The 20426-nt window shown below is 56.4% G+C and carries 15 protein-coding genes; 6 read left to right on the top strand and 9 right to left on the bottom strand.

Annotation, left to right across the window (positions count from 1 at the left end; genetic code table 11):
- Positions 1-199: 199 nt before the first annotated feature.
- The gene (locus CWM53_RS27555) at positions 200-1147 is read right to left on the bottom strand and encodes a LysR family transcriptional regulator (protein ID WP_008807284.1); all 948 of its coding nucleotides are present in this window, start codon (positions 1145-1147) and stop codon (positions 200-202) included.
- Between the two features lie 129 nt (positions 1148-1276).
- Between CWM53_RS27555 and CWM53_RS27550 the strand changes: the two genes are divergently transcribed.
- A complete protein-coding gene (locus CWM53_RS27550) occupies positions 1277-2443 on the top strand; it encodes an SMP-30/gluconolactonase/LRE family protein (RefSeq protein WP_100676117.1) in 1167 nt (388 codons plus the stop codon).
- A 39-nt stretch (positions 2444-2482) separates the two neighbouring features.
- On the opposite strand, the gene bamA is transcribed toward CWM53_RS27550, so the two are convergent.
- Positions 2483-4906, bottom strand: a complete 2424-nt coding sequence (gene bamA, locus CWM53_RS27545) for an outer membrane protein assembly factor BamA (protein WP_100730092.1) — start codon at positions 4904-4906, stop codon at positions 2483-2485.
- A 21-nt stretch (positions 4907-4927) separates the two neighbouring features.
- Here bamA and CWM53_RS27540 point away from each other — a divergent pair, with 21 nt between their 5' ends.
- The 3 genes from CWM53_RS27540 (at position 4928) to CWM53_RS27530 (ending at position 7693) form a co-directional block, all read left to right on the top strand.
- Positions 4928-5158: a potassium:proton antiporter gene (locus CWM53_RS27540; protein ID WP_100631202.1), complete on the top strand. Its 231-nt coding sequence runs from the start codon at positions 4928-4930 to the stop codon at positions 5156-5158.
- 372 nt (positions 5159-5530) lie between these two features.
- Positions 5531-7291, top strand: a complete 1761-nt coding sequence (locus CWM53_RS27535) for a tannase/feruloyl esterase family alpha/beta hydrolase (RefSeq protein ID WP_100730091.1) — start codon at positions 5531-5533, stop codon at positions 7289-7291.
- 33 nt (positions 7292-7324) lie between these two features.
- Positions 7325-7693, top strand: coding sequence for a helix-turn-helix transcriptional regulator (locus tag CWM53_RS27530; RefSeq protein ID WP_025713528.1), 369 nt, complete (start codon positions 7325-7327; stop codon positions 7691-7693).
- A gap of 263 nt (positions 7694-7956) precedes the next feature.
- Here the strand turns inward: CWM53_RS27530 and CWM53_RS27525 are convergent, their stop codons facing one another.
- Positions 7957-10215 carry a TonB-dependent siderophore receptor gene (locus CWM53_RS27525; RefSeq protein WP_074387351.1) on the bottom strand — a complete coding sequence of 753 codons (2259 nt, stop codon included), beginning with the start codon at positions 10213-10215 and terminating at the stop codon, positions 7957-7959.
- 588 nt (positions 10216-10803) lie between these two features.
- Between CWM53_RS27525 and CWM53_RS27520 the strand changes: the two genes are divergently transcribed.
- On the top strand, positions 10804-12384 hold the full coding sequence (locus CWM53_RS27520; protein WP_100730090.1) for a lytic transglycosylase F: 1581 nt from the start codon (positions 10804-10806) through the stop codon (positions 12382-12384).
- A gap of 151 nt (positions 12385-12535) precedes the next feature.
- Here CWM53_RS27520 and ssb1 read toward each other — a convergent pair whose 3' ends face one another.
- Entirely contained in the window at positions 12536-13063 is a 528-nt protein-coding gene (gene ssb1 / locus CWM53_RS27515) for a single-stranded DNA-binding protein SSB1 (protein ID WP_008807292.1), read from the bottom strand.
- A gap of 251 nt (positions 13064-13314) precedes the next feature.
- Here ssb1 and uvrA point away from each other — a divergent pair, with 251 nt between their 5' ends.
- Positions 13315-16140, top strand: a complete 2826-nt coding sequence (gene uvrA, locus CWM53_RS27505) for an excinuclease ABC subunit UvrA (protein WP_008807293.1) — start codon at positions 13315-13317, stop codon at positions 16138-16140.
- On the opposite strand, the gene CWM53_RS27500 is transcribed toward uvrA, so the two are convergent.
- The 5 genes from CWM53_RS27500 to alr form a co-directional block, all read right to left on the bottom strand.
- A complete protein-coding gene (locus tag CWM53_RS27500) occupies positions 16141-16497 on the bottom strand; it encodes an MmcQ/YjbR family DNA-binding protein (protein ID WP_061156119.1) in 357 nt (118 codons plus the stop codon). It abuts the gene before it with no gap.
- A gap of 3 nt (positions 16498-16500) precedes the next feature.
- Entirely contained in the window at positions 16501-16917 is a 417-nt protein-coding gene (locus CWM53_RS27495; RefSeq protein WP_008807295.1) for a secondary thiamine-phosphate synthase enzyme YjbQ, read from the bottom strand.
- Positions 16918-17047: 130 nt separating this feature from the next.
- Positions 17048-17761: an acid phosphatase AphA gene (gene aphA, locus CWM53_RS27490; protein ID WP_100730089.1), complete on the bottom strand. Its 714-nt coding sequence runs from the start codon at positions 17759-17761 to the stop codon at positions 17048-17050.
- A 193-nt stretch (positions 17762-17954) separates the two neighbouring features.
- A complete protein-coding gene (gene tyrB, locus CWM53_RS27485) occupies positions 17955-19148 on the bottom strand; it encodes an aromatic amino acid transaminase (RefSeq protein WP_061156120.1) in 1194 nt (397 codons plus the stop codon).
- Between the two features lie 177 nt (positions 19149-19325).
- Entirely contained in the window at positions 19326-20405 is a 1080-nt protein-coding gene (gene alr / locus CWM53_RS27480) for an alanine racemase (RefSeq protein WP_074387353.1), read from the bottom strand.
- Positions 20406-20426 lie beyond the last annotated feature (21 nt).

The following is a 20426-nucleotide window of genomic DNA, read 5'->3' as shown; positions in this document are numbered from 1 at the left end:
AGAACACTTGACAATTATGTGACTTAAGACAATTCCTAACAACATAACCCATTATCGGTAACCTTAATTTTTCATCAAGAGATTAATGGTTAACCTCTATAAAAAAAGAAATAAATTAACCACAGAAAAGAAAATATAATAAAAAATAAGATAATATAAACATAATTGACAAAACGTCTTAGTCCTTGTGGATGAGCCCTCAGCCATAGGCATCAGGTAATGTCGCGCACAGCGTCGCCAGCGCCTCGGCAGGCATGGTCAGCAGAGTAATTAATGCCCGGGCAGCGGCTGACTGGCTTTTATGCGGCGGGTAAAGCACCGAGAAAGGCCGTGAACGTCCGGCGAACGCCGGAAGAACAGGAACCAGCTCCCCGCGCGCGATCGCCTCCTGCACAATAAACGCATAGCTCTGACAGATCCCCGCCCCCTGCAGGGCCAGCGAGACCACCCCGAGCACATCATCGGAGACATGCAGAGATGACGTCGGCAGCCAGCTGATATCCCGGCCATCCTCACGAAATACCCATTCGGCGACTTTTCCCGTTGCCGGCATAATAAATGTCAGGCATGAATGATGGCGCAAATCGGCTATTTTACTCAGCGGTCTCGCTGTCGAGCGTAAATAGGCCGGCGAGGCCACCAGACATAGCGCCGCATCTTCCAGCTTTTTTGCCACCAGGCCGCTGTCGGGTAAATGTCCCTGGCGCACCACCAGATCGAAGCCCTCAGCGATAATATCGACATTACGGTTGGTAATATTCAGCTCAATCTGTACGTCGGGGTGCAACTGACGGTACAACGCCAGCCGGGCGGGCAAACGATAGTGTCCCCAGGTGGTGGGGGCGCTCAATTTAACGCGCCCGGATAACGCCCCTTTTTGCCCCTGCGTCTCCCGTTCGGCATTATCCAGCACCTCAAACGCCTGGCGGACCTGACTCAGATAGGCGCTTCCGGCCTCGGTCAGGCTGATCCGCCGGGTGGAGCGGCGCAGCAGCTGGCACCCCAGACGCGTTTCAAGACGGGTGACGGCCCGGCTTAACACCGACGGCGTCGACGACAGCGCCACCGCGCCGGCGGTAAACGACCCGCGCTCGGCCACCGCCAGAAAGACTTCTACATCCGCAAGATAATCAAACCGCCGGGCCATTTGGTTCTCCAGAGAACAAATGATTGTCATTCCAGGCATCTTATCTTCCCGAAGGGATTTAATAAAATCGTTTACCGAGGCTTAACCGGGCCATCTGCCCCTCTTTTTTACTGCTTTCTGGAGACCATGATGCATCGTTTTTCACTCTTCGTTCTCGGCCTGCTGTCCCTGGGGCAGACCGCACTGGCGGCCGGGCCTGACGCCCCTGCCCATCTGGCGCTATGGCGCAGTTATACCGGGGTCACCTGGCAGCAGCGCGTCGATGCGCATTCCGTCAATGCGCCCATCGCAGGATTGCACTTTGACGCCGCCGGTCGGGCATTTGTTAGCACCCCACGTCTGATTTCGACCCAGGCGCCCGCCACGCTCAGCCTGCTCGATACCAAGTCCCTGAGCGGCCCGGCACGACTCACCGCCTTTCCGTCCACCGCGGCCAACAGCATCAGCGCCGATCCCCGCACGCACCTGCGCAATGTGCTGGGCTTTTACGTCGATAACCGCAACGGCTGGCTATGGGCGTTAGATCAGGGCTTTGTCGCAGGGGAAAAGACGGCGCCGCCGGGGGCGCAAAAAATCATGATCTATGCGCTCAGCGACGGTCATCTGGTGCAGCGCATTCCGCTCGACAGCGTCGCCGACCGGGAAGGAAGCTTCCTCAACGATATTGTGGTCGATGAGGCGCGCCGGGTGGCATATATCGCCGACAGCGGCCTGCGCAGCGCGCCGGACAATCAGGCCGGACTGATCGTCGTGGATGCTAACCGCGGGACGGTCCGCCGGGTACTGAACCAGCACCCGGCGCTGATGCCGGTTGCCAGCCTGCAGGTGGTTTCACATGGGGAAACGGTCTGGCCGGGCAACCCCATTATGCTTGGTATCAATGGTATTGCGCTGTCACCGGACCAGGAAACCCTCTACTGGACGGTCACCACCGGTACCACGGCGCGGACCATCGCCACCGCCGCGCTGCGCGATCCCGCGATGAACGAACGCCAGCTCGCCGCGGCCATCCGTACCGCGGGTGAGGTCGGCGGGAATAGCGATGGGATCGTGGTCGATAAGCATGGCGCACTCTATATCACCGATGTGACCCATAACGGTATTGTCCGTTATCGCCCGCAGAGCGGGCGGTTCACCCTGCTGGCCGCTGACGACCGCGTGTACTGGCCCGATACGCCGACTATCGGCCCGGATGGCGCGGTAATGTTCACCGCCAGCCATTTAAACCAACACTTCGCTCAGGCGGTTAAACCGGGAGAAGAGAAATATACCATCTGGAAAGTGGTGCAACCCTGATCCACACGGCAGGCAGGCCCGTTGGACCTGCCTGCGTTTTTACCAGGTTTTGCCAATATTAAACTGAAACTGTTCTGCTTTATCGCCATCATACTTTTTAAACGGCTCTGCCCAGGAGAAGACCAGTGGACCGAGGGGAGACATCCACTGCACGGCAATCCCCGCGGAGAGACGAATATGACCCGGATCGCCGTAATCAGGGATCCCTGCCGCCAGCGTCTGCGCGGTGTTCTGCCAGGATGTGCTCCAGACCGTCCCGGCATCAACAAACAGCGAGGTTCGCAAGCTATCGGCGTACTTATCATTCACAAAGGGGGTTGGAATGATAAATTCGCTGTTCAGCACCGCCATGGCATTCCCGCCGACCGCATCAGATGAGGCGTCCAGCGGGCAGGCGCTATAGCTGCTTTCGCTACCATTGCAGCGGTAATAGGCCGCTTTAGGCCCAATGGTGTTAGAAGAGAAGCCGCGCACTGACGACGAGCCGCCGGCGTAAAAGTTATCGTAGAACGGTACACTTTTGCCGTCTAACCCACCGGCATAGCCTGCACGCAAACGTTCCATCCAGACCCAGCGCTTATTCTCGCTCAGCGGCAGATACTGGGCGGTGTCAAATGAGAGCTTGTAGTAGCTATTATCCGAACCGGGGAGGGTCACTTTACCGCTAAGACTGCTCTTGTTTCCCGCACGCGGGAAGAAGCCGCGATCGAGATCGTTATATCCCCATCCAAGACTCACAAAATAATCGTTGGCGCTATATTTCGCACCGCTGTCGCCATCTTTCGTCACCACGCTGGGCTCGATTCCCCGGGAGCTGAGGTAGCGCCAGGTCGTCAGCTCCGGATCCATATTGGTCAGGCGATTATGAACATAATCCAGTCCCAGGTTCAGGGAGTTATTTTCGCTAATAGGAAACCCCAGCGTACTGCCTAAGCCATAGCTCTGCTGGTTATAGCTCCCGGCATCCGCATCGGAAGCATCATAGCTGTTATAAAAAATCTTTCCGCCCAGGCTGATGCCATCGACGGTAAACCACGGGTTCGTCGCCCCCAGTTCAAGATAAGACTGGTAGCTGTTGCGCGTCCCGTTGAAGCTAACGCTATTACCCGTTCCCAGCCAGTTATCCTGAGTCACGCCAAGCTGATAGCTCACGCCGCTGTCCGTACCAAATCCCAGGCCCACGTTAAATGAGCCGGTGTTGCGCTCCTTCACCTTGTAGACCACATCGACCTGATCTGCCGTCCCACTGACCGGAACGATCTGCTGTTCAACGTTCTCAAAAAAACCCGTTCGGTCAAGACGTACTTTCCCTTGTTCGACTTTTTCGTTGTTGAGCCACGCCCCTTCCATTTGGCGCATTTCACGACGCAGCACCGCGTCCCGGGAGGTGTCGTTACCGGAAAAGCGGATCTGGTGTACCGAGTAGCGGCGGCCTGCGTTGACCTGAATATGCAGCGTCACGCGGTGATGCGCATCATCGATTTCCGGCGTGGTCGTCACCTGCGGCCAGGCATAACCATACTTACCGAAACGCTTTTTGATCTCATTTTCAACCGTGGTGACTTGCGCCCCGCTATACCATGCTCCCGCCAGCGGCTGGGCAAGGGCCTCGATCTCCGGTCCATGCTGCGCCAGGTCGCCTGTCACCTGAGTTCGGTCGACCCGATAACGTTCGCCTTCATTGAGGGCGATAGTGATATACAGGGATTTTTTATCTGGCGTCATACTGACCTGCGTGGACTCGATAGCAAAGCGCGCATAGCCGCGATCGAGATAAAAACTGCGCAGCGTTTCCAGATCGGCTTCCAGCTTCTGCTTCTGGTATTTTTTATCGGCTACCACGTTCCACCACGGCACATTATCGCGTAGCTGAAGCTGGTCCAGGAGCGTCTCTTCCCGAAACGCCTGATTACCGATAATGTTTATTTGTGCGATTTTCGCCGAGATGCCTTCCTGAAAGACGAACGTTAAGTCAACGCGATTACGCGGTAACGGGGTCACCACCGCGTGAACCTGCGCACTGTATTTCCCCGCACTGTAATAGAAATCCTGTAACCCTTTTTCTATTTCGCTAAGCGAATTTCTGTCCAGTGCGCTACCTGCAGAAATACCGGACGCGGTGAGATTTTCCTTTAGCGCATCATCCTTCACTGACTTATTGCCGGAAAAACTGACGCTGGCAATAGTGGGCCGTTCCTTAACCTGCACCACCAGCGTTTTCCCATCGCGCAGGATCTGCACATTCTCGAAGTTGCCGCTCGCATACAGTGCCCGCACTGCCTCGCTGACATCTTCTGGCGTCACCGCATCTCCTGCGTGCAACGGCATACTTAATAGCGCCGCCCCGACGGTCACGCGCTGCAGCCCTTCAAAACGGATATCATCAACTTGATATGATGTTGCGGCATATAACGTTAAAGGGGCGATCAATAATCCGCTGATGATATGAGTCTTTTTTAACATGAATGTGTCGTCTACGAGATAATGAGCAATAGCAGTGTTCTGCTGGCGTTGAGCTTATTTGTTCAGGATGCATCTCTAAAATATGCGACAGAAAATAACCTGAGCGAGGCGCAGAATTACATGCAATTATGGCGACAAAATGGAGAAAAAAAGGATGTTAAATCATCTTTAAAAATATATTTAATGATGGAACTTTTCCTGAACGCCGTGGTTCTAATGGCCAACACCAGAGCTATATTTAGATTTACCTGAACGTTTTTATTAAAAAAGCCCCCTTTCTTGTTAATGGAAAGGGGGAAAATTCTCGTTAGGAATGATGCTCTCTGGGATCACCAGGAACAGGGAGGAAAATATCCTGAAACCCAGCAGATATAATGAAGAGAAATTGAATAAATTATGCAACTGATATCACAACATTCTACCCCGTATACACCGCCAGATGCCGTTAACGAACATCTCCATATTTTCCTCAAAATAGCAGAATACAGTAGGGTCGCCTTATCAAGGCATCAAGGAAAGTCTATCGTTATCTACAATAGCCAAGCAGTGGCGCCTCGCCAGGGAAGGTGAGGCATAGGCTTCGCCATCCTGCCGCCTCCCATCATTAGCAACAGGGAACTGCGTATGACACGCTTACTCAAGACGATCTTACCCGTCATCCTCTGCACCCTCTTTGGGTTATCGTTCGCTTCACCCACGCAGGCTGCCGCCAGTCTGCCGATGGTTCTCCCCGCGCTAACATGCGATGCGCTGAGCGCGACCGACTTCAGCGCCGCCGTTGGCGCAAAGGTCACTATCAACCACACTGAAATGCAGACCTCCGCGCAGGGAAGCTGGTGCAAGGTGAGCGCCACTATCGCCCCCCAGATTGGCGTGGAGATTGCCCTGCCGACCCAACGCTGGAGTCAACGTTTCTTGCAGGTCGGCTGCGGCGGACTGTGCGGGAGTATTAACCTGAGTCTGTCGAATGCCAGCGGCTGCCTGCCGGCAATGAACGGCGAGTTTGTGGTGGCAGCAACCGATATGGGGCACCATGGCAGTATGATGGATGCTTCATGGGCCGAGGATCCGCAAAAGCGCATCGATTTTGCCTGGCGCGCCAACCACCTGACCGCCGTGCTGACCAAAGCGGTGATTCAGACGCTTTACCGCCAGCAACCAAAGTACGCGTACTTTATGGGCTGCTCGGACGGCGGTCGCGAAGCATTGATGGAAGCACAGCGCTTTCCGCAAGATTTTGACGGTATCAGCGCTGGCGCGCCTGCGGCCTTTTTCCAGTTTCAGAATTCCTTCTTCCACGGCTGGAATGTGGCCGCCAATCAGCGTCCGGACGGTACCGCTATCCTGCTGAAAGATCGCCTTCCTCTGATTCACCAGGCCGTGCTGGCTCACTGCCCGACGCTTTCCGGCGTGCAGGATGGTATCCTGCAAAATCCGTATGCCTGTCAGTTCGCTGAGTCATGGCTCCCCCGCTGTCCTGCCGATGCTCAGGACCGTTCTACCTGCCTGACGCAGGAAGAGATCGAGGTGGTGAAAAAGCTCTACCGCGGCGCTTACGACCGCCACGGCGCCCAGTTTGTCGCTGGCGGTCTGCCGCTGGGCTCCGAGCTACGCTGGCCGGTGCCCGAGACGCCGACCGGCCACTCGATGTCGGAAATGATGGTACTGCCGGCTCTGCAATCCGTGCTCCTGCCGGGAGGAAAACAGAAGATCCAATCGATGCGGGATTTCCCACTGAACCAGCAGAATTTTGACGCCGTCGCTCAACTGGCACCGCTCTATAACGCGGCAAATACCAATCTTCATGCCTATCAACAGCGCGGCGGCAAGCTTATCCTGTGGCACGGTCTGGCCGATGACTCCGTCAGCCCAGCCTTTTCTATCGCCTATTACCGCGGCGTAGAAGCAGAGATGGGCCATGCCGCAACGGATACCTTCCTGCGGTTATTCCTGCTGCCTGGGGTAGCCCATTGCGGTAATGGCGAAGGTTACGATCAAATTGATCTCCTTACCCCGCTGATGCGCTGGACCGAGGAAGGCATCGCGCCGCAAGAGATCATGGCCGGAAAACGGGCGCCAGCCGCCACCAGCCTGCCGCCGATGACAGAAAAACCAGATGCCCAAACGCAGTTTCATGGCGTGCAGAAAGTCAGTCAGCCTTACGCTGACGCCGCCCCAGCCGTTATCGCGACTCGCCCGGCGTACCCCTTTCCGGCCATTGCCCGTTATAACGGGCACGGCGACGTGAATGACAGCGAAAATTATCATGCAGAGCAATCAACCGCGTTTGATCATCTGCAGCTGGCAAAACCCGTCAGCGACTATATTGGCCCTGATAATCAAAAAAATTATCAGGTTCGCCACGGCGAACTCACTGTTCAATAAACCCCAAGGCTCCTCGCTGAGGAGCCATTCGTTATGGGATTAGCCGCAATCATGCGTAGCAAAACGCTCCAGCAATCGGTATTAAACGACCTGCTCCTGTGGATCGATAATAATCTGGATAAGAAACTGACCGTCGACGACCTGAGCGATATCTCTGGTTATTCCCCCTGGCATTTATTTCGACTCTTCCGCCATTATTTTGATCGTTCGCCAATGGAATATATCCGCCAGCAGCGCATGTCGCTGTGTTGCCGTTTATTGCTGACGACGCCAGGTTACCGAATCGTCGATATTTGTATGATGGTCGGTTATGACGATCTCAGTGCGTTTAATCGTACCTTCAAAAAATATCATGCGCTCACACCCACTCAGTATCGCTATCAGGTCACGCGGCAAAAATAAGGAGGTCCCCCTCCTCCGCATCGCTGCGGTTGGGAATGGAAGGGGGACAGGGGATATTACAGAAGGGAAATAGCAGGATGCTATTATCGAACCCGGTCGGGATCAACGACCTTGCGCGACGGAAATCAGTATAAAAGGATATTTTGAGCTAATAATGTAGAGGGCGTGAAGATTTTGTCACGATTTATAACCGCCTCCTCAGCTCTCATCTGAAATAAAAAAACCGGGTCGCGCTGCACCCGGTTTACTCCTCATCAGGATCATCAGAAATGAGTATTAACGCTCATAAAGAAGGTCCGCCCCGACTCGTTATAGGTCTCCGCACCCGCGCCATACAGATAAGCCCCCGTCGTCGCGTTGCCGGTCGTTTGCGCATTCCCTGCCCGGTAGTGACGGATATCAAACAGGTTATCTATCCCGCTGGTGAAGCTCAGGTTTTTGTTCACATCCCAGGTCGCACTGAGACCGACAATACTGTATGGGCTGACTTCGTTTAATTCGCTGCCGCTGACCGCCTCGCCCTTATAATTAAAGCGTTTTGGTTTCTGTCGGCCATACCAGGTAAAGGTGCTCTGCAGAGAGAGATCTTCACGGACCTGCCAGCTCAAAGTCGAGTTCAGGGTAAACTGCGGGATCACTGACAGCCGGTCGCCTGTCGTCTTATTCTTGCTCTGCAGCATCCATGTCAGGTTATTGCTCCAGTTAACCGTCTCCCCCACCGGAAGATTCAGCGTTCCTTCCAGGCCTTCCACTAACGCCTTTGGTACGTTTTCCCACTGATAGATATTGGTGGTGCCGTTGCTGGCGGTGCCCACCGCCGCGTACCCTGACTCAATCTTGTTGTGATAGTCGTTACGGAACCAGGTGATTCCCGCCTGATAGCCATCATGCTTGTACTCAAGACCAATCTCTTTATTAACGCTGGTCTCCGCTTTCAGGTCGCTATTCCCCATCAGATAGCAGGCGGAACTACTGGCGTAACAGCCCTGGCCGTTGCTGTAGAGAATATAGTTCGGGTTCAACTGGTAGAGGTTAGGTGCCTTGTAAGCGCGGGCAATGCCCAGCTTCAGCGTCCAGTCATCCGTCAACGCCTGGGAGAGGTTCAGTGAGGGGCTCCAGTTATTGCCGACGATGCTGTGGTGATCGAAGCGCAGAGCGGGTGTCAGCATGGTACTGTCCGTTAGCGCCATGTTATCTTCGGTAAACAGCGAGAAGATCTCGGCGCTGGAGTACGGGCTACGACCGGTAGCCGACACACCGTCGATAGTCCCGTATGAGAGCGCCTGGGTTGTCGATACGCCATCTTTCATCCGCTGCTGATTCCATTCGGTGCCCAGCGTCAGATTCTGATCGACCCCCAGCGTAAACGGAATATTCACTTCGCTATGTAGCAGGACATCGGCCAGATCGATATCTGAAAACTCGCTACTGGAGAAGATCCCTTCCGTACCGCCCGCCAGCCCTTCATTCATTCGCGAGTTACGGGTGTGTTCGTACTGGGCATAGCTGTTGCTGGTCACGCCATTATCCCAGCCGCCGGTCCATGTCACGCCATAAGTTTGCCGGTAGAGACGGTTGGTCTCTTTCCCGTACATACTCTTCACCAGCGTACTGGTATTGGTGTTTTGCGTGTCGCCGGCATAGAGGTTGCCCTGGCGGCTGTAGCCGGCCTCAAACTCCAGGGCCTGCATCGGGGCGAACTCCCAGCGCAGCTTACTGTGAATATCTTTGTTCACCACCCCTTCACGTCCGGCGGGATAAGAACCGGCGTAGGAACCGGTACGTTCAGCTTCATGCCCGGCGTTAATGTCCTGAGCATCGGCCTGGGTTTTACTCAGATTACCCCAGAGATTGAAGCTGACACTGTCCGACAGCGGACCATTGAGGCTAAAGTTGGTACGCTTCGTCGACCCTTCTTTACGGTGCTGCGGAGCATTCATATAGGTATTCCACGACCCGTGCCATTCAGGCGTGGTCGGTTTGGTCACGATGTTGACGACCCCGCCCATCGCGCCATTACCATAGCGCGCCGCCGCCGGGCCGCGGATCACATCGATATGATCGATCATCTCCGCTGGTACCCAACTGGTATCGCCGCGGGAGTCACGATCGCCGCGCCAGCCATACCGCACCGAGTTACGGCTGGTCACTGGTTTACCATCGACCAGCACCAGCGTATTCTCGGGCCCCATACCACGGATATCAATTTGCCGGTTGTTGCCGCGTTGACCACTGGTGGAGTTGCCGGTCAGGTTTACCCCAGGTTGCGTACGAATTAACTCCGATACATCGCGGGCGGGGGGATGTTTGCGAATCTCCTCTGCGGTAATGGTCGACACGCCCGGCGCCTGCAGATTCTGCCTGGCGGCGGTTATGACCATCGTCTCCTCGTGGTTTTCGGCAGTGCCGGCGCTCTCTTCAGGCGTCGATTGTTCGGTCACGTTCTCCGCCGCCTGCAGCGGCACGCTACAGGCGAGCAAAGGAATGACGATCCCCAGCGGGAAGTGAGACGTGTATTTCATAGAATATGCCCTGTTTTCTGTTGCTGTCGGGCATAACGCCTTCCCCAATTGAAAAAACAATGGGATAAAATACTCGCCTCTGCGCCTCACCAGATTTTGGCGTAGGTCAGCCCCTTCCCGATAGTCATGGGAATAAGAAAACAGCATGAGGCATAATAAAATTAAGTGCCCTGTTTCATCATTAGAGAAAAAGCGCTGCGCGCTATTCTTTGATAGCGTAATCCAGACAGCGAATAATAAGAGTAATGTGCTGTGCTACGGTAATAAAAATGAGATTCATTATCAAGATGATAATAATCAATATCGGATAAAAATAAAATAAATACAAATAATCAAAAGGTTACAACAAAACAAATGGAGAAGAATAAAATAAAAATATCATCATCATTTTCTATTTATCATTAAAAACACACATTTCCGCCATATTATCTCCATAGTTAAAGTAAAGATAAAAGCACATTAATAGCAAGCGATAAAATGGGAGAAGACTATTTGTCGGCATCGTTATGTTTTTTACGCCCTTGTCGTGCCCGGCTAACGACAGCCGTTCTGCTAAAATAATCACATCCCCCTGCGGAGTGTTCCTCCATGAACGCCAACTTGCTATCACGCCTGTTTATCGCCTGGCTCTCCTGCCTCGCGACGCTGTTATTCGCCCCTTTCCTGCTTGCGGCGGAGGCGGAAAAAGCGCCGCCAGTCGCAAGCGAAGACAATACGCTGTCGATCCACATCGACGATATGCTGCAGCCGTGGAAAGGCGATCTGCCCGGCATGACCGACCGGCGCACCATTCGGGTATTAACCACCTACAGCAAAACCTTCTTTTTTATTGATAAAGGCACCCAGCGTGGCGCAACGCACGATATCTTTATGGCGCTGGAAAACGATCTGAATAAACAGCTGGCGAAGGATAAAAAGCTCAAACAGCGCCACCTGAAGCTGCATATCGTTTTTGTGCCGGTCAGTCGGGATAATCTCTTCACCGCGCTTAATGAAGGTAAAGGCGATATTGCGGCTGCCAATCTGACCATCACGCCCTCGCGGGAAGCCCAGGTCGATTTCGCCCAACCGCTCTACAGCAACGTGAAAGAATTACTGATCTCCGGCCCGGCATCGCCGAAGGTCGACAGCCTGGAGCAGCTCTCTGGTCAAACCGTCTTTGTTCGCCGCTCCTCCAGCTATTACGAGAGTCTGCAGGCGCTGAATGCCCGATTTGCCAGTGAGTCGCGGCCGCCGGTTACCCTGGAGGCAGCGCCGGAGGCGCTGGAGGATGAAGATCTGCTGGAAATGCTCAACGCCGGGCTGATTCCGCTGATCGTCGTCGATCAACACAAAGCCGTTTTCTGGAAACAAGTGTTTCCGAAAATTCAGGTCCATGACAACGTGGTGCTGCGTGACGGCGGCAACATTGCGTGGGCGGTACGCAAAGACAGCCCGCAACTGCTGGCGGTGCTGAACAACTTCGTCAAAAAGAATCGTCAGGGCACCACGCTGGGTAATACCCTCCTGCTGCGTTACCTGAAAAATGCCAAATATGTCAAAAATGCCGCCGCGAGTAAGGAACGGCGCAAGTTCCTCGCCATGGTGGAAGTCTTCCGCAAATATGGCGATCGCTACGATGTCGACTGGCTGCTGATGGCGGCCCAGGGGTACCAGGAATCGCGACTGAACCAGTCGGTGCGAAGCCACGTCGGCGCCGTCGGGGTGATGCAGGTGATGCCCAGCACCGGAAAAGAGCTGAAAGTGGGCGATATTAAACAGCTGGATCCCAACATCCATGCTGGCGTGAAATACATGCGCTGGATGATAGATCGCTACTATGCTGATGAGCCCATGACCCGGCTCGATAAGGCGCTGTTTGCCTTTGCCTCCTATAACGCGGGTCCGGCGCGTATCGCCCGCCTGCGCACCATGACCAAACAGCGCGGGTTTGACCCGAACATCTGGTTCGGTAACGTCGAAAATCTGGCAGCAGAAAAAATTGGCGCCGAGACGGTCACCTACGTCAGTAATATCTATAAGTATTACATTGCCTATCGGCTGATCGTCGATGACATGGCCCGCAAACAGAAAGCGACGGCCGCGCCGCGACAGGAGCCAGCGGCAGAGCCAACCAAACCGCAGCCCAGCGTGGCGACGCCGGAGACCGCTCAGGCGCCCTCTGCCTGAAACGCTCGTCGCCACAGGTTAAAAACCGGTTCTGAGACGGTGGTGCAGAAATGATGCTGAAAGGATGAGGCTGAAAGGATAAAGAAAAAGCCCCGGCGAAACCGGGGCTTTCTGTTTTTTTACTGCGCAGGCAACGCGTTTAAGGCAAGCCTTAGAACGGGATGTCGTCGTCGAAGTCCATCGGCGGTTCGTTAGAAGAAGGCGCTGCCGGGGCCTGCTGCTGCGGACGGGACTGTGCGCCGCCGCTGAACTGGTTGCCGCCCTGCGGCTGCTGAGGCTGACCCCAACCGCCCTGCTGCTGGCCGCCGCCTGCCGGTGCGCCGCCACCCTGACGGCCACCCAGCATCTGCATGGTGCCGCCAACGTTAACCACGACTTCGGTGGTGTATTTCTCCTGACCGGATTGATCGGTCCACTTGCGGGTACGCAGCTGGCCTTCGATATACACCTGCGAACCTTTGCGCAGATACTCGCCAGCGACTTCCGCCAGTTTGCCGAACAGCACAACGCGGTGCCACTCGGTCTGCTCTTTCATTTCGCCGGTCTGCTTGTCACGCCAGGATTCGGAAGTTGCCAGCGTGAAGTTGGCGACAGCGCCGCCACTTGGCATGTAGCGTACTTCCGGGTCCTGCCCCAGATTACCGACGAGAATCACCTTGTTTACGCCTCTGCTGGCCATGTTCGTGTCTCCTGAATACGTTTCTTAATAGTGTAAACGCGCGAGTGTACCATTTCCACGTAGCATTTTGATAGCTGCGAGGCTGATTCCAGAGATAGCACTCGTACAAGACATTGTTGCACACTCCCCCTGAATTTGCATTCCGATACTGTATATTCATTCAGGTTAAATTGTGTCATAATTAGCCGTTTCTGCCGTTTGTCCTTCAAGCAAACCAGGCAATCCGTGTATCTACCTACCGGGAAAGGTGAATGGATAAGATCGAAGTTCGGGGCGCCCGCACCCATAATCTCAAAAACATCAACCTCGTTATCCCGCGCGACAAACTCATTGTCGTCACCGGGCTTTCCGGGTCTGGCAAATCTTCACTCGCTTTCGACACCCTGTATGCCGAAGGCCAGCGTCGCTACGTCGAATCGCTCTCCGCCTATGCGCGACAGTTCCTGTCGCTGATGGAGAAGCCGGACGTCGACCATATCGAAGGGCTGTCGCCGGCGATTTCCATCGAACAGAAATCAACCTCTCACAACCCCCGCTCGACGGTGGGTACCATTACCGAAATTCACGACTACCTGCGCCTGCTGTACGCCCGCGTCGGTGAACCGCGCTGTCCGGATCATGATGTGCCGCTGGCGGCGCAAACCGTCAGCCAGATGGTCGATAACGTCCTCGCGCAGCCGGAAGGCCTGCGCCTGATGCTGCTGGCGCCCATTATTAAAGAGCGCAAAGGCGAGCACACCAAAACCCTGGAAAACCTCGCCAGCCAGGGCTACATCCGCGCACGGATCGACGGCGAAGTCTGCGATCTCTCGGATCCGCCGAAGCTGGAGCTGCAGAAGAAGCACACTATCGAGGTGGTCATCGACCGCTTTAAGGTGCGCGACGATCTGGCGCAGCGCCTGGCCGAGTCGTTCGAAACCGCGCTGGAGCTCTCCGGCGGTACCGCCATTGTGGCCAATATGGATGATGAAAAAGCGGAAGAACTGCTGTTTTCCGCTAACTTCGCCTGCCCGATCTGCGGCTATAGCATGCGCGAGCTGGAGCCGCGCCTGTTCTCCTTCAACAACCCGGCGGGCGCCTGCCCGACCTGCGACGGCCTCGGCGTTCAGCAATATTTCGATCCCGACCGCGTGGTGCAGAATCCGGAGCTGTCGCTGGCGGGCGGCGCCATCCGCGGCTGGGATCGCCGCAACTTCTACTACTTCCAGATGCTGAAGTCGCTGGCGGAGCACTATAAATTCGACGTCGAAGCGCCGTGGGGCACCCTCAGCGCCAGCGTGCAGAAAGTGGTCCTGTACGGTTCCGGTAAAGAGAATATTGAATTCAAATACATGAACGATCGCGGCGACACCTCGGTACGTCGTCACCCGTTCGAAGGCGTGCTGCACAATATGGAGCGCCGTTACAAAGAGACGGAATCCAGCGCCGTGCGCGAAGAGCTGGCGAAATTCATCAGCAACCGTCCGTGCGCCAGCTGCGACGGTACGCGTCTGCGCCGCGAAGCGCGCCATGTGTTTGTAGAGAACACGCCGCTACCGACCATTTCCGATATGAGCATCGGCCACGCGATGGACTTCTTCAACAACCTGAAGCTCTCCGGCCAGCGTGCGCAAATCGCTGAAAAAGTGCTGAAAGAGATCGGCGATCGCCTGAAGTTCCTCGTCAACGTCGGCCTGAACTACCTCACGCTTTCCCGCTCGGCAGAAACCCTCTCCGGCGGTGAAGCCCAGCGTATCCGTCTGGCGAGCCAGATTGGCGCCGGGCTGGTTGGCGTGATGTACGTGCTGGATGAGCCCTCCATCGGCCTGCACCAGCGCGATAACGAACGCCTGCTGGGTACCCTGATCCATCTGCGTAATTTAGGCAACACGGTGATCGTCGTTGAGCATGACGAAGACGCGATTCGCGCCGCCGACCATGTGATCGATATCGGTCCTGGCGCCGGGGTTCACGGCGGCCAGGTGGTGGCCGAAGGGCCACTGGACGCCATTATGGCGGTACCAGAATCCCTCACCGGGCAGTTCATGAGTGGTAAGCGCAAAATCGAAGTGCCGAAACAGCGCGTGCCCGCCAATCCGGAAAAAGTGCTGAAGCTGACCGGCGCGCGCGGCAACAACCTGAAGGATGTAACGCTGACCCTGCCGGTCGGTCTGTTTACCTGCATTACTGGCGTTTCCGGCTCGGGTAAATCGACGCTGATTAACGACACCCTGTTCCCGATTGCTCAGCGCCAGCTTAACGGCGCGACCATCGCCGAACCGGCGCCGTATCGCGATATCCAGGGGCTGGAGCACTTCGATAAAGTGATCGATATCGACCAGAGCCCGATCGGCCGTACGCCGCGCTCCAACCCGGCGACCTATACCGGGGTGTTTACGCCGGTGCGCGAGCTGTTCGCCGGGGTGCCGGAATCACGTTCACGCGGCTATACGCCGGGGCGCTTTAGTTTTAACGTCCGCGGCGGTCGTTGTGAAGCCTGCCAGGGCGACGGGGTGATCAAGGTCGAAATGCACTTCCTGCCGGATATCTACGTACCGTGCGACCAGTGCAAAGGCAAACGCTATAACCGCGAAACGCTGGAGATTAAGTACAAGGGTAAGACCATCCACGAAGTGCTGGATATGACCATTGAAGAGGCGCGTGAATTCTTTGATGCCGTACCGGCGCTGGCGCGCAAGCTGCAAACCCTGATGGACGTCGGCCTGACCTATATCCGTCTCGGCCAGTCGGCGACGACGCTGTCCGGCGGCGAGGCGCAGCGCGTGAAGCTGGCGCGCGAACTCTCCAAACGCGGTACCGGCCAGACGCTGTATATCCTCGATGAGCCGACCACGGGTCTGCACTTCGCCGATATTCAGCAGTTGCTGGAAGTGCTGCATCAGCTGCGCGATCAGGGCAATACCATCGTGGTGATTGAGCATAACCTCGATGTGATTAAAACTGCTGACTGGATTGTCGATCTGGGTCCGGAAGGCGGCAGCGGCGGCGGCGAAATACTGGTCTCCGGTACGCCTGAGACCGTCGCCGAGTGCGAAGCCTCGCACACCGCGCGCTTCCTGAAACCGATGCTGAAATAATTAGCGGGATAGCTGCTGCCGGACCGGCTCCGGCAGCATTTTCACCGCCTGCTGGTAAGATGCATCGACCAGGTAGTAGATTTGCGAATCCGGCAGCGAGCCATCCAGAAAGACGGTGCTCCAGTGCGCTTTATTGAGATGCTTGCTGGGCCGGACATCGCGATGCTGCTCTCGCAGCAGCTCCGCCAGTTCCGGGCTCGCTTTCAGCGCGACCGCTGGCCGCTGGTCCTCTACTTCCTTCACCATGGCAAACAGCACGTCCGAGACTTTGATCTGCGTGGCTTTCCAGTCGCTATGGACGCTCTGCTCCGCTCCCGGTTTCGCCATGCAGTACTGCAATAACTCCGAAATGGTCATCTTTTATTCCCCCATGAGCGTCGCAACGATGTGCCGCGAACCGCCGTGTATCCGATGCTCCCCCAGCCAGATGCCCTGCCAGGTTCCCAGCCTGACGCGCCCGTCCTCGACCGGCAGCATCAGCGACACGCCAAGCATCGATGATTTGATGTGCGAAGGCATATCGTCAGGACCTTCATAATCATGTTCGTACGGCGCATTGTCCGGCACGGCGTTGAGAAAATACTGCTCCATGTCATAGCGGACGGTGGGATCGCAGTTTTCGTTGAGCGTCAGGGAAGCGGAAGTATGCTGGAGCAGGAGGTGCAGCAGGCCAACCTTCACCCCGGACAGCCCGCGGATCTGGCCGAGGACCTCATCGGTGACCAGATGAAAACCGCGGGATTTTGGCCCAAGCGTCAGGGTTTGCTGATACCACATCATCGACTCCTTTTGCGAATGAATCCTTCTAAGTGTGCAGCAATACGTGAAAAGGTAAAACCTTCCACCCCTGATTTTGCATAAAAAAACGGCAGCGCTGCCGCTGCCGTTTATCGCGTTCAGGCGATCATCAGTATTCGGAATTGACGATCACTTCTTCGCCCAGTGCCCCGGCCATCGGCAGCGGCTTATAGGAGGAGTTGGCGGCCCGCAGCACGCGGATCCCACGGGCGCCGGCCTCACGAGCGGCGGTGATATCGTTATCCGAATCGCCGTAGAAAACCTTTATCTGCTTCGCCTGCAGCCACTGGGTCTTGGTGTTCTGGCCAGGCTTATCACCGGCGAAAATCACCGGATTCATACTGGCGGCCGGAATGAGAAAATCATCCTGCAGGGTTTTAGAAACGGTTTCTGTTTTGGTCTGGCTGCGGCCGGTGACGAACCAGATGCTGTCCCCACGCTTCACATGCATCGCGATCAGCTGGCGCGCTACCTCTTTCGGCATACTGAATTCATCCCAGCCGTTGTTCATTTTTTCCCAGAACTGCGGGTTTTTCAGGTAATCCTCACTGCCGGGAGAGAAGGTTTTTTGCCCGCGCCAGAAGCCCGGACTGGAGAAGAGGACGGTGTCATCGATATCAAAGCCGACGGCCATCGGCGGCCGCCCCAGCAGGCTGTTCTCGATTTGCGCCACCGAAACCCAGTGGATCGGCGCCTGCTCGGCCAGCTGGGCCACATTGGTGCCCACCCACAGCGGCTGTGGCGTGGAGGCGCGCGCCACAACGGCGCTGTTCAGCGTGAACAAGAGAGAAGCCGCCGCAAAGGCGAGAGTAAGTTTGCGCATATTTATCCCTAAATCTATCAATCATTATTATTTTTAATAATGTGCATGCTTAGCAACGCCCCGACCTTACCCGCCGATCGCGTGGATGAAAAGCCTTTTTCGCGTAGATGTCATAGAAAAAGAGGATGATCACAATCAGAGAGGAGGTTGCCGCTGCCCGTTGACCGGCAGCGGCAACCCACTGGGGAGCGGCTTACATCACCGCAGCAAAGGCTTTCGCCACCTGCTGAACATTACGTGAGTTTAACCCTGCCACGCACATACGACCGCTGGCAATCAGGTAGACGCCAAACTCGTCGCGCAGACGATCGACCTGCGCCGCGCTGAAGCCGGTGTAGCTGAACATCCCGCGCTGCTTAAGCAGGTAATCCACCTTGCTGCCCGGGGCAACCTGCTGCAGCGCGTCGACCAGCGCCTGACGCATGGTCAGGATGTGCGCGCGCATGGCGTCCACTTCCGCCTGCCAGGTGGCTTTCAGAGCTGCATCGTTCAGCACCGTCGCCACCACCTGCGCGCCAAAGCTTGGCGGGCTGGAGTAGTTGCGGCGCACGGTGGCCTTCAGTTGACCCAGCACGCGGCCTGCAGTTTCGCTGTCGTCACAGACCACTGACAGGCCGCCGACGCGCTCCCCGTACAGGGAGAAAATCTTGGAGAACGAGTTGCTGACCAGCATCGGCATCCCGGCGCTGGCGATGGCGCGAATGGCGTAAGCATCCTCTTCCAGCCCCCCGCCAAAGCCCTGGTAGGCGATGTCGAGGAAGGGGATCAGCTGACGCGCTTGTAATACCTCAACCACGCGGTCCCACTGGGCTGGCGTCAGGTCGGCGCCGGTCGGGTTGTGGCAGCAAGGGTGCAGCAGCACAATATCGCGCGCCGGCAGCGTTTGCAGCGTCGCCAGCAGGTCCTCAAAGCGCACGCCGTTGGTGGCTTTGTCAAACCAGGGGTAAGTACTTACTTCGAAGCCAGCCCCTTCAAAAATGGCGATGTGGTTTTCCCAGGTCGGATCGCTGACCCAGACATGAGACTCCGGAAAGTAGCGTTTGAGGAAGTCGGCCCCGACCTTCAGCGCGCCCGAACCGCCGACCGTCTGAATGGAGGCAATGCGGTTTTGCTTAAGCGCGGTATGCTCTGCGCCAAACAGCAGCGGCGCAATCGCCTGACGGTAGCCGCTCAACCCTTCCATCGGCAGATACAGCGAGGCGCCATGCGGCTCGGCGTTCAGGCGCGCTTCCGCTTCCGCCACCGCCTGCAGCTGCGGAATGATACCGTCATCGTTGTAGTACAGCCCGATACTCAGGTTGACTTTGTCGCTTCGCGGATCTTCTTTGAAGCGTTCCATCAGAGAAAGAATAGGGTCGCCGGCGTAGGCGTCAACTTTTTGAAACACGCGATGTATCTCCAGGTTTACATAGGGCAGGTTCTTACACAATAAACCGGATATGACGGCAGGTCGAGAGGATGTTGAGGGGAAAATGACCGCGAGGTGGCATAAACCGCTTTTTCGCTCGCGGCTGTGCCGATGGCGTACCGGATAAACGTCGGGTTTACCCGGTACGGCTGGTGCTTAGTCGAGGTATTTCATGGCGACGCGGGAGGTCAGTCGCGTAATAAGTTCGTAAGCACTCACTTTCGTTATCTCGGCGATGCGCTCTACCGGGAGCCCCTCTCCCCATAGCACCACCGCGTCGCCGGCTTTATCCTGGGCCTGCGGTCCGAGGTCAACGCAGATCATATCCATCGCCACCCGGCCGACAATCGGCACTTCGCGGCCATTGACCAGCACCGGCGTGCCCGACGGCGCGGCGCGCGGATAACCGTCGCCATAGCCCATCGCCACCACGCCGAGACGGGTATCGCGTTCGCTGACCCAGGTGCCGCCGTAGCCGACGGGCTCCCCTGCTTTATGCTCGCGCACCGCAATCAGGCTGGACGTCAGGGTCATCACCGGCTGGCAGCCAAAATCTTTCCCGGTGGAGCGATCGTCCAGCGGCGAAACGCCATACAGGATAATCCCGGGACGCACCCAGTCGTAATGCGATTGCGGCCACAGCAGAATGCCGCCCGAGGCGGCGATAGAGCGCAGCCCCGGCTTGCCTTCGGTAAAGGTGGTAAAGATGTCCAGCTGGCGTTCGGTGGCGCCGCAGGTCGGCTCATCGGCGCGGGCGAAATGGCTCACCACGTTCACCGGCTGGCGGACGTTTTTACACTGGCTCAGACGCTGATAAAACGCCTCGGCTTCCTCCGGGCGCACCCCTAAGCGATGCATGCCGGTGTCCAGCTTCATCCACACGGTTACCGGCTCGGGGAGATCGGCTTGCTCCAGCGCCGCCAGCTGTTCGGGGCTATGCACCGCCGTATGCAGGCGCTGGGCGGCGATCACCGCCAGGTCTTCCGCAGCAAAAAAGCCTTCCAGCAGGAGGATCGGCTGGGCGATGCCTCCTGCTCGCAGGCGCAGCGCCTCTTCCAGGCGGGCGACGCCAAAGGCGTCGGCGTCGGTCAGCGTTCGCGCGGTCTCGAGAAGACCGTGTCCGTAGGCGTTCGCTTTCACCACCGCAACCAGTTTGCTGGCAGGCGCCAGGTCACGTAGACGTTGCAGGTTGTGTCGCAGAGCGCGGCGGTTGATGACTACAGTTGCCGCTTGCATTTGAATTCCTTAAAAAAAGAC

Origin of the sequence: Klebsiella sp. A-Nf5 (genome assembly GCF_002810545.1) — a bacterium.
GTDB lineage: Bacteria > Pseudomonadota > Gammaproteobacteria > Enterobacterales > Enterobacteriaceae > Klebsiella > Klebsiella variicola.
Note: the sequence above shows the minus strand (reverse complement) of the source record. Positions and strands in the feature narration are given on the sequence as shown.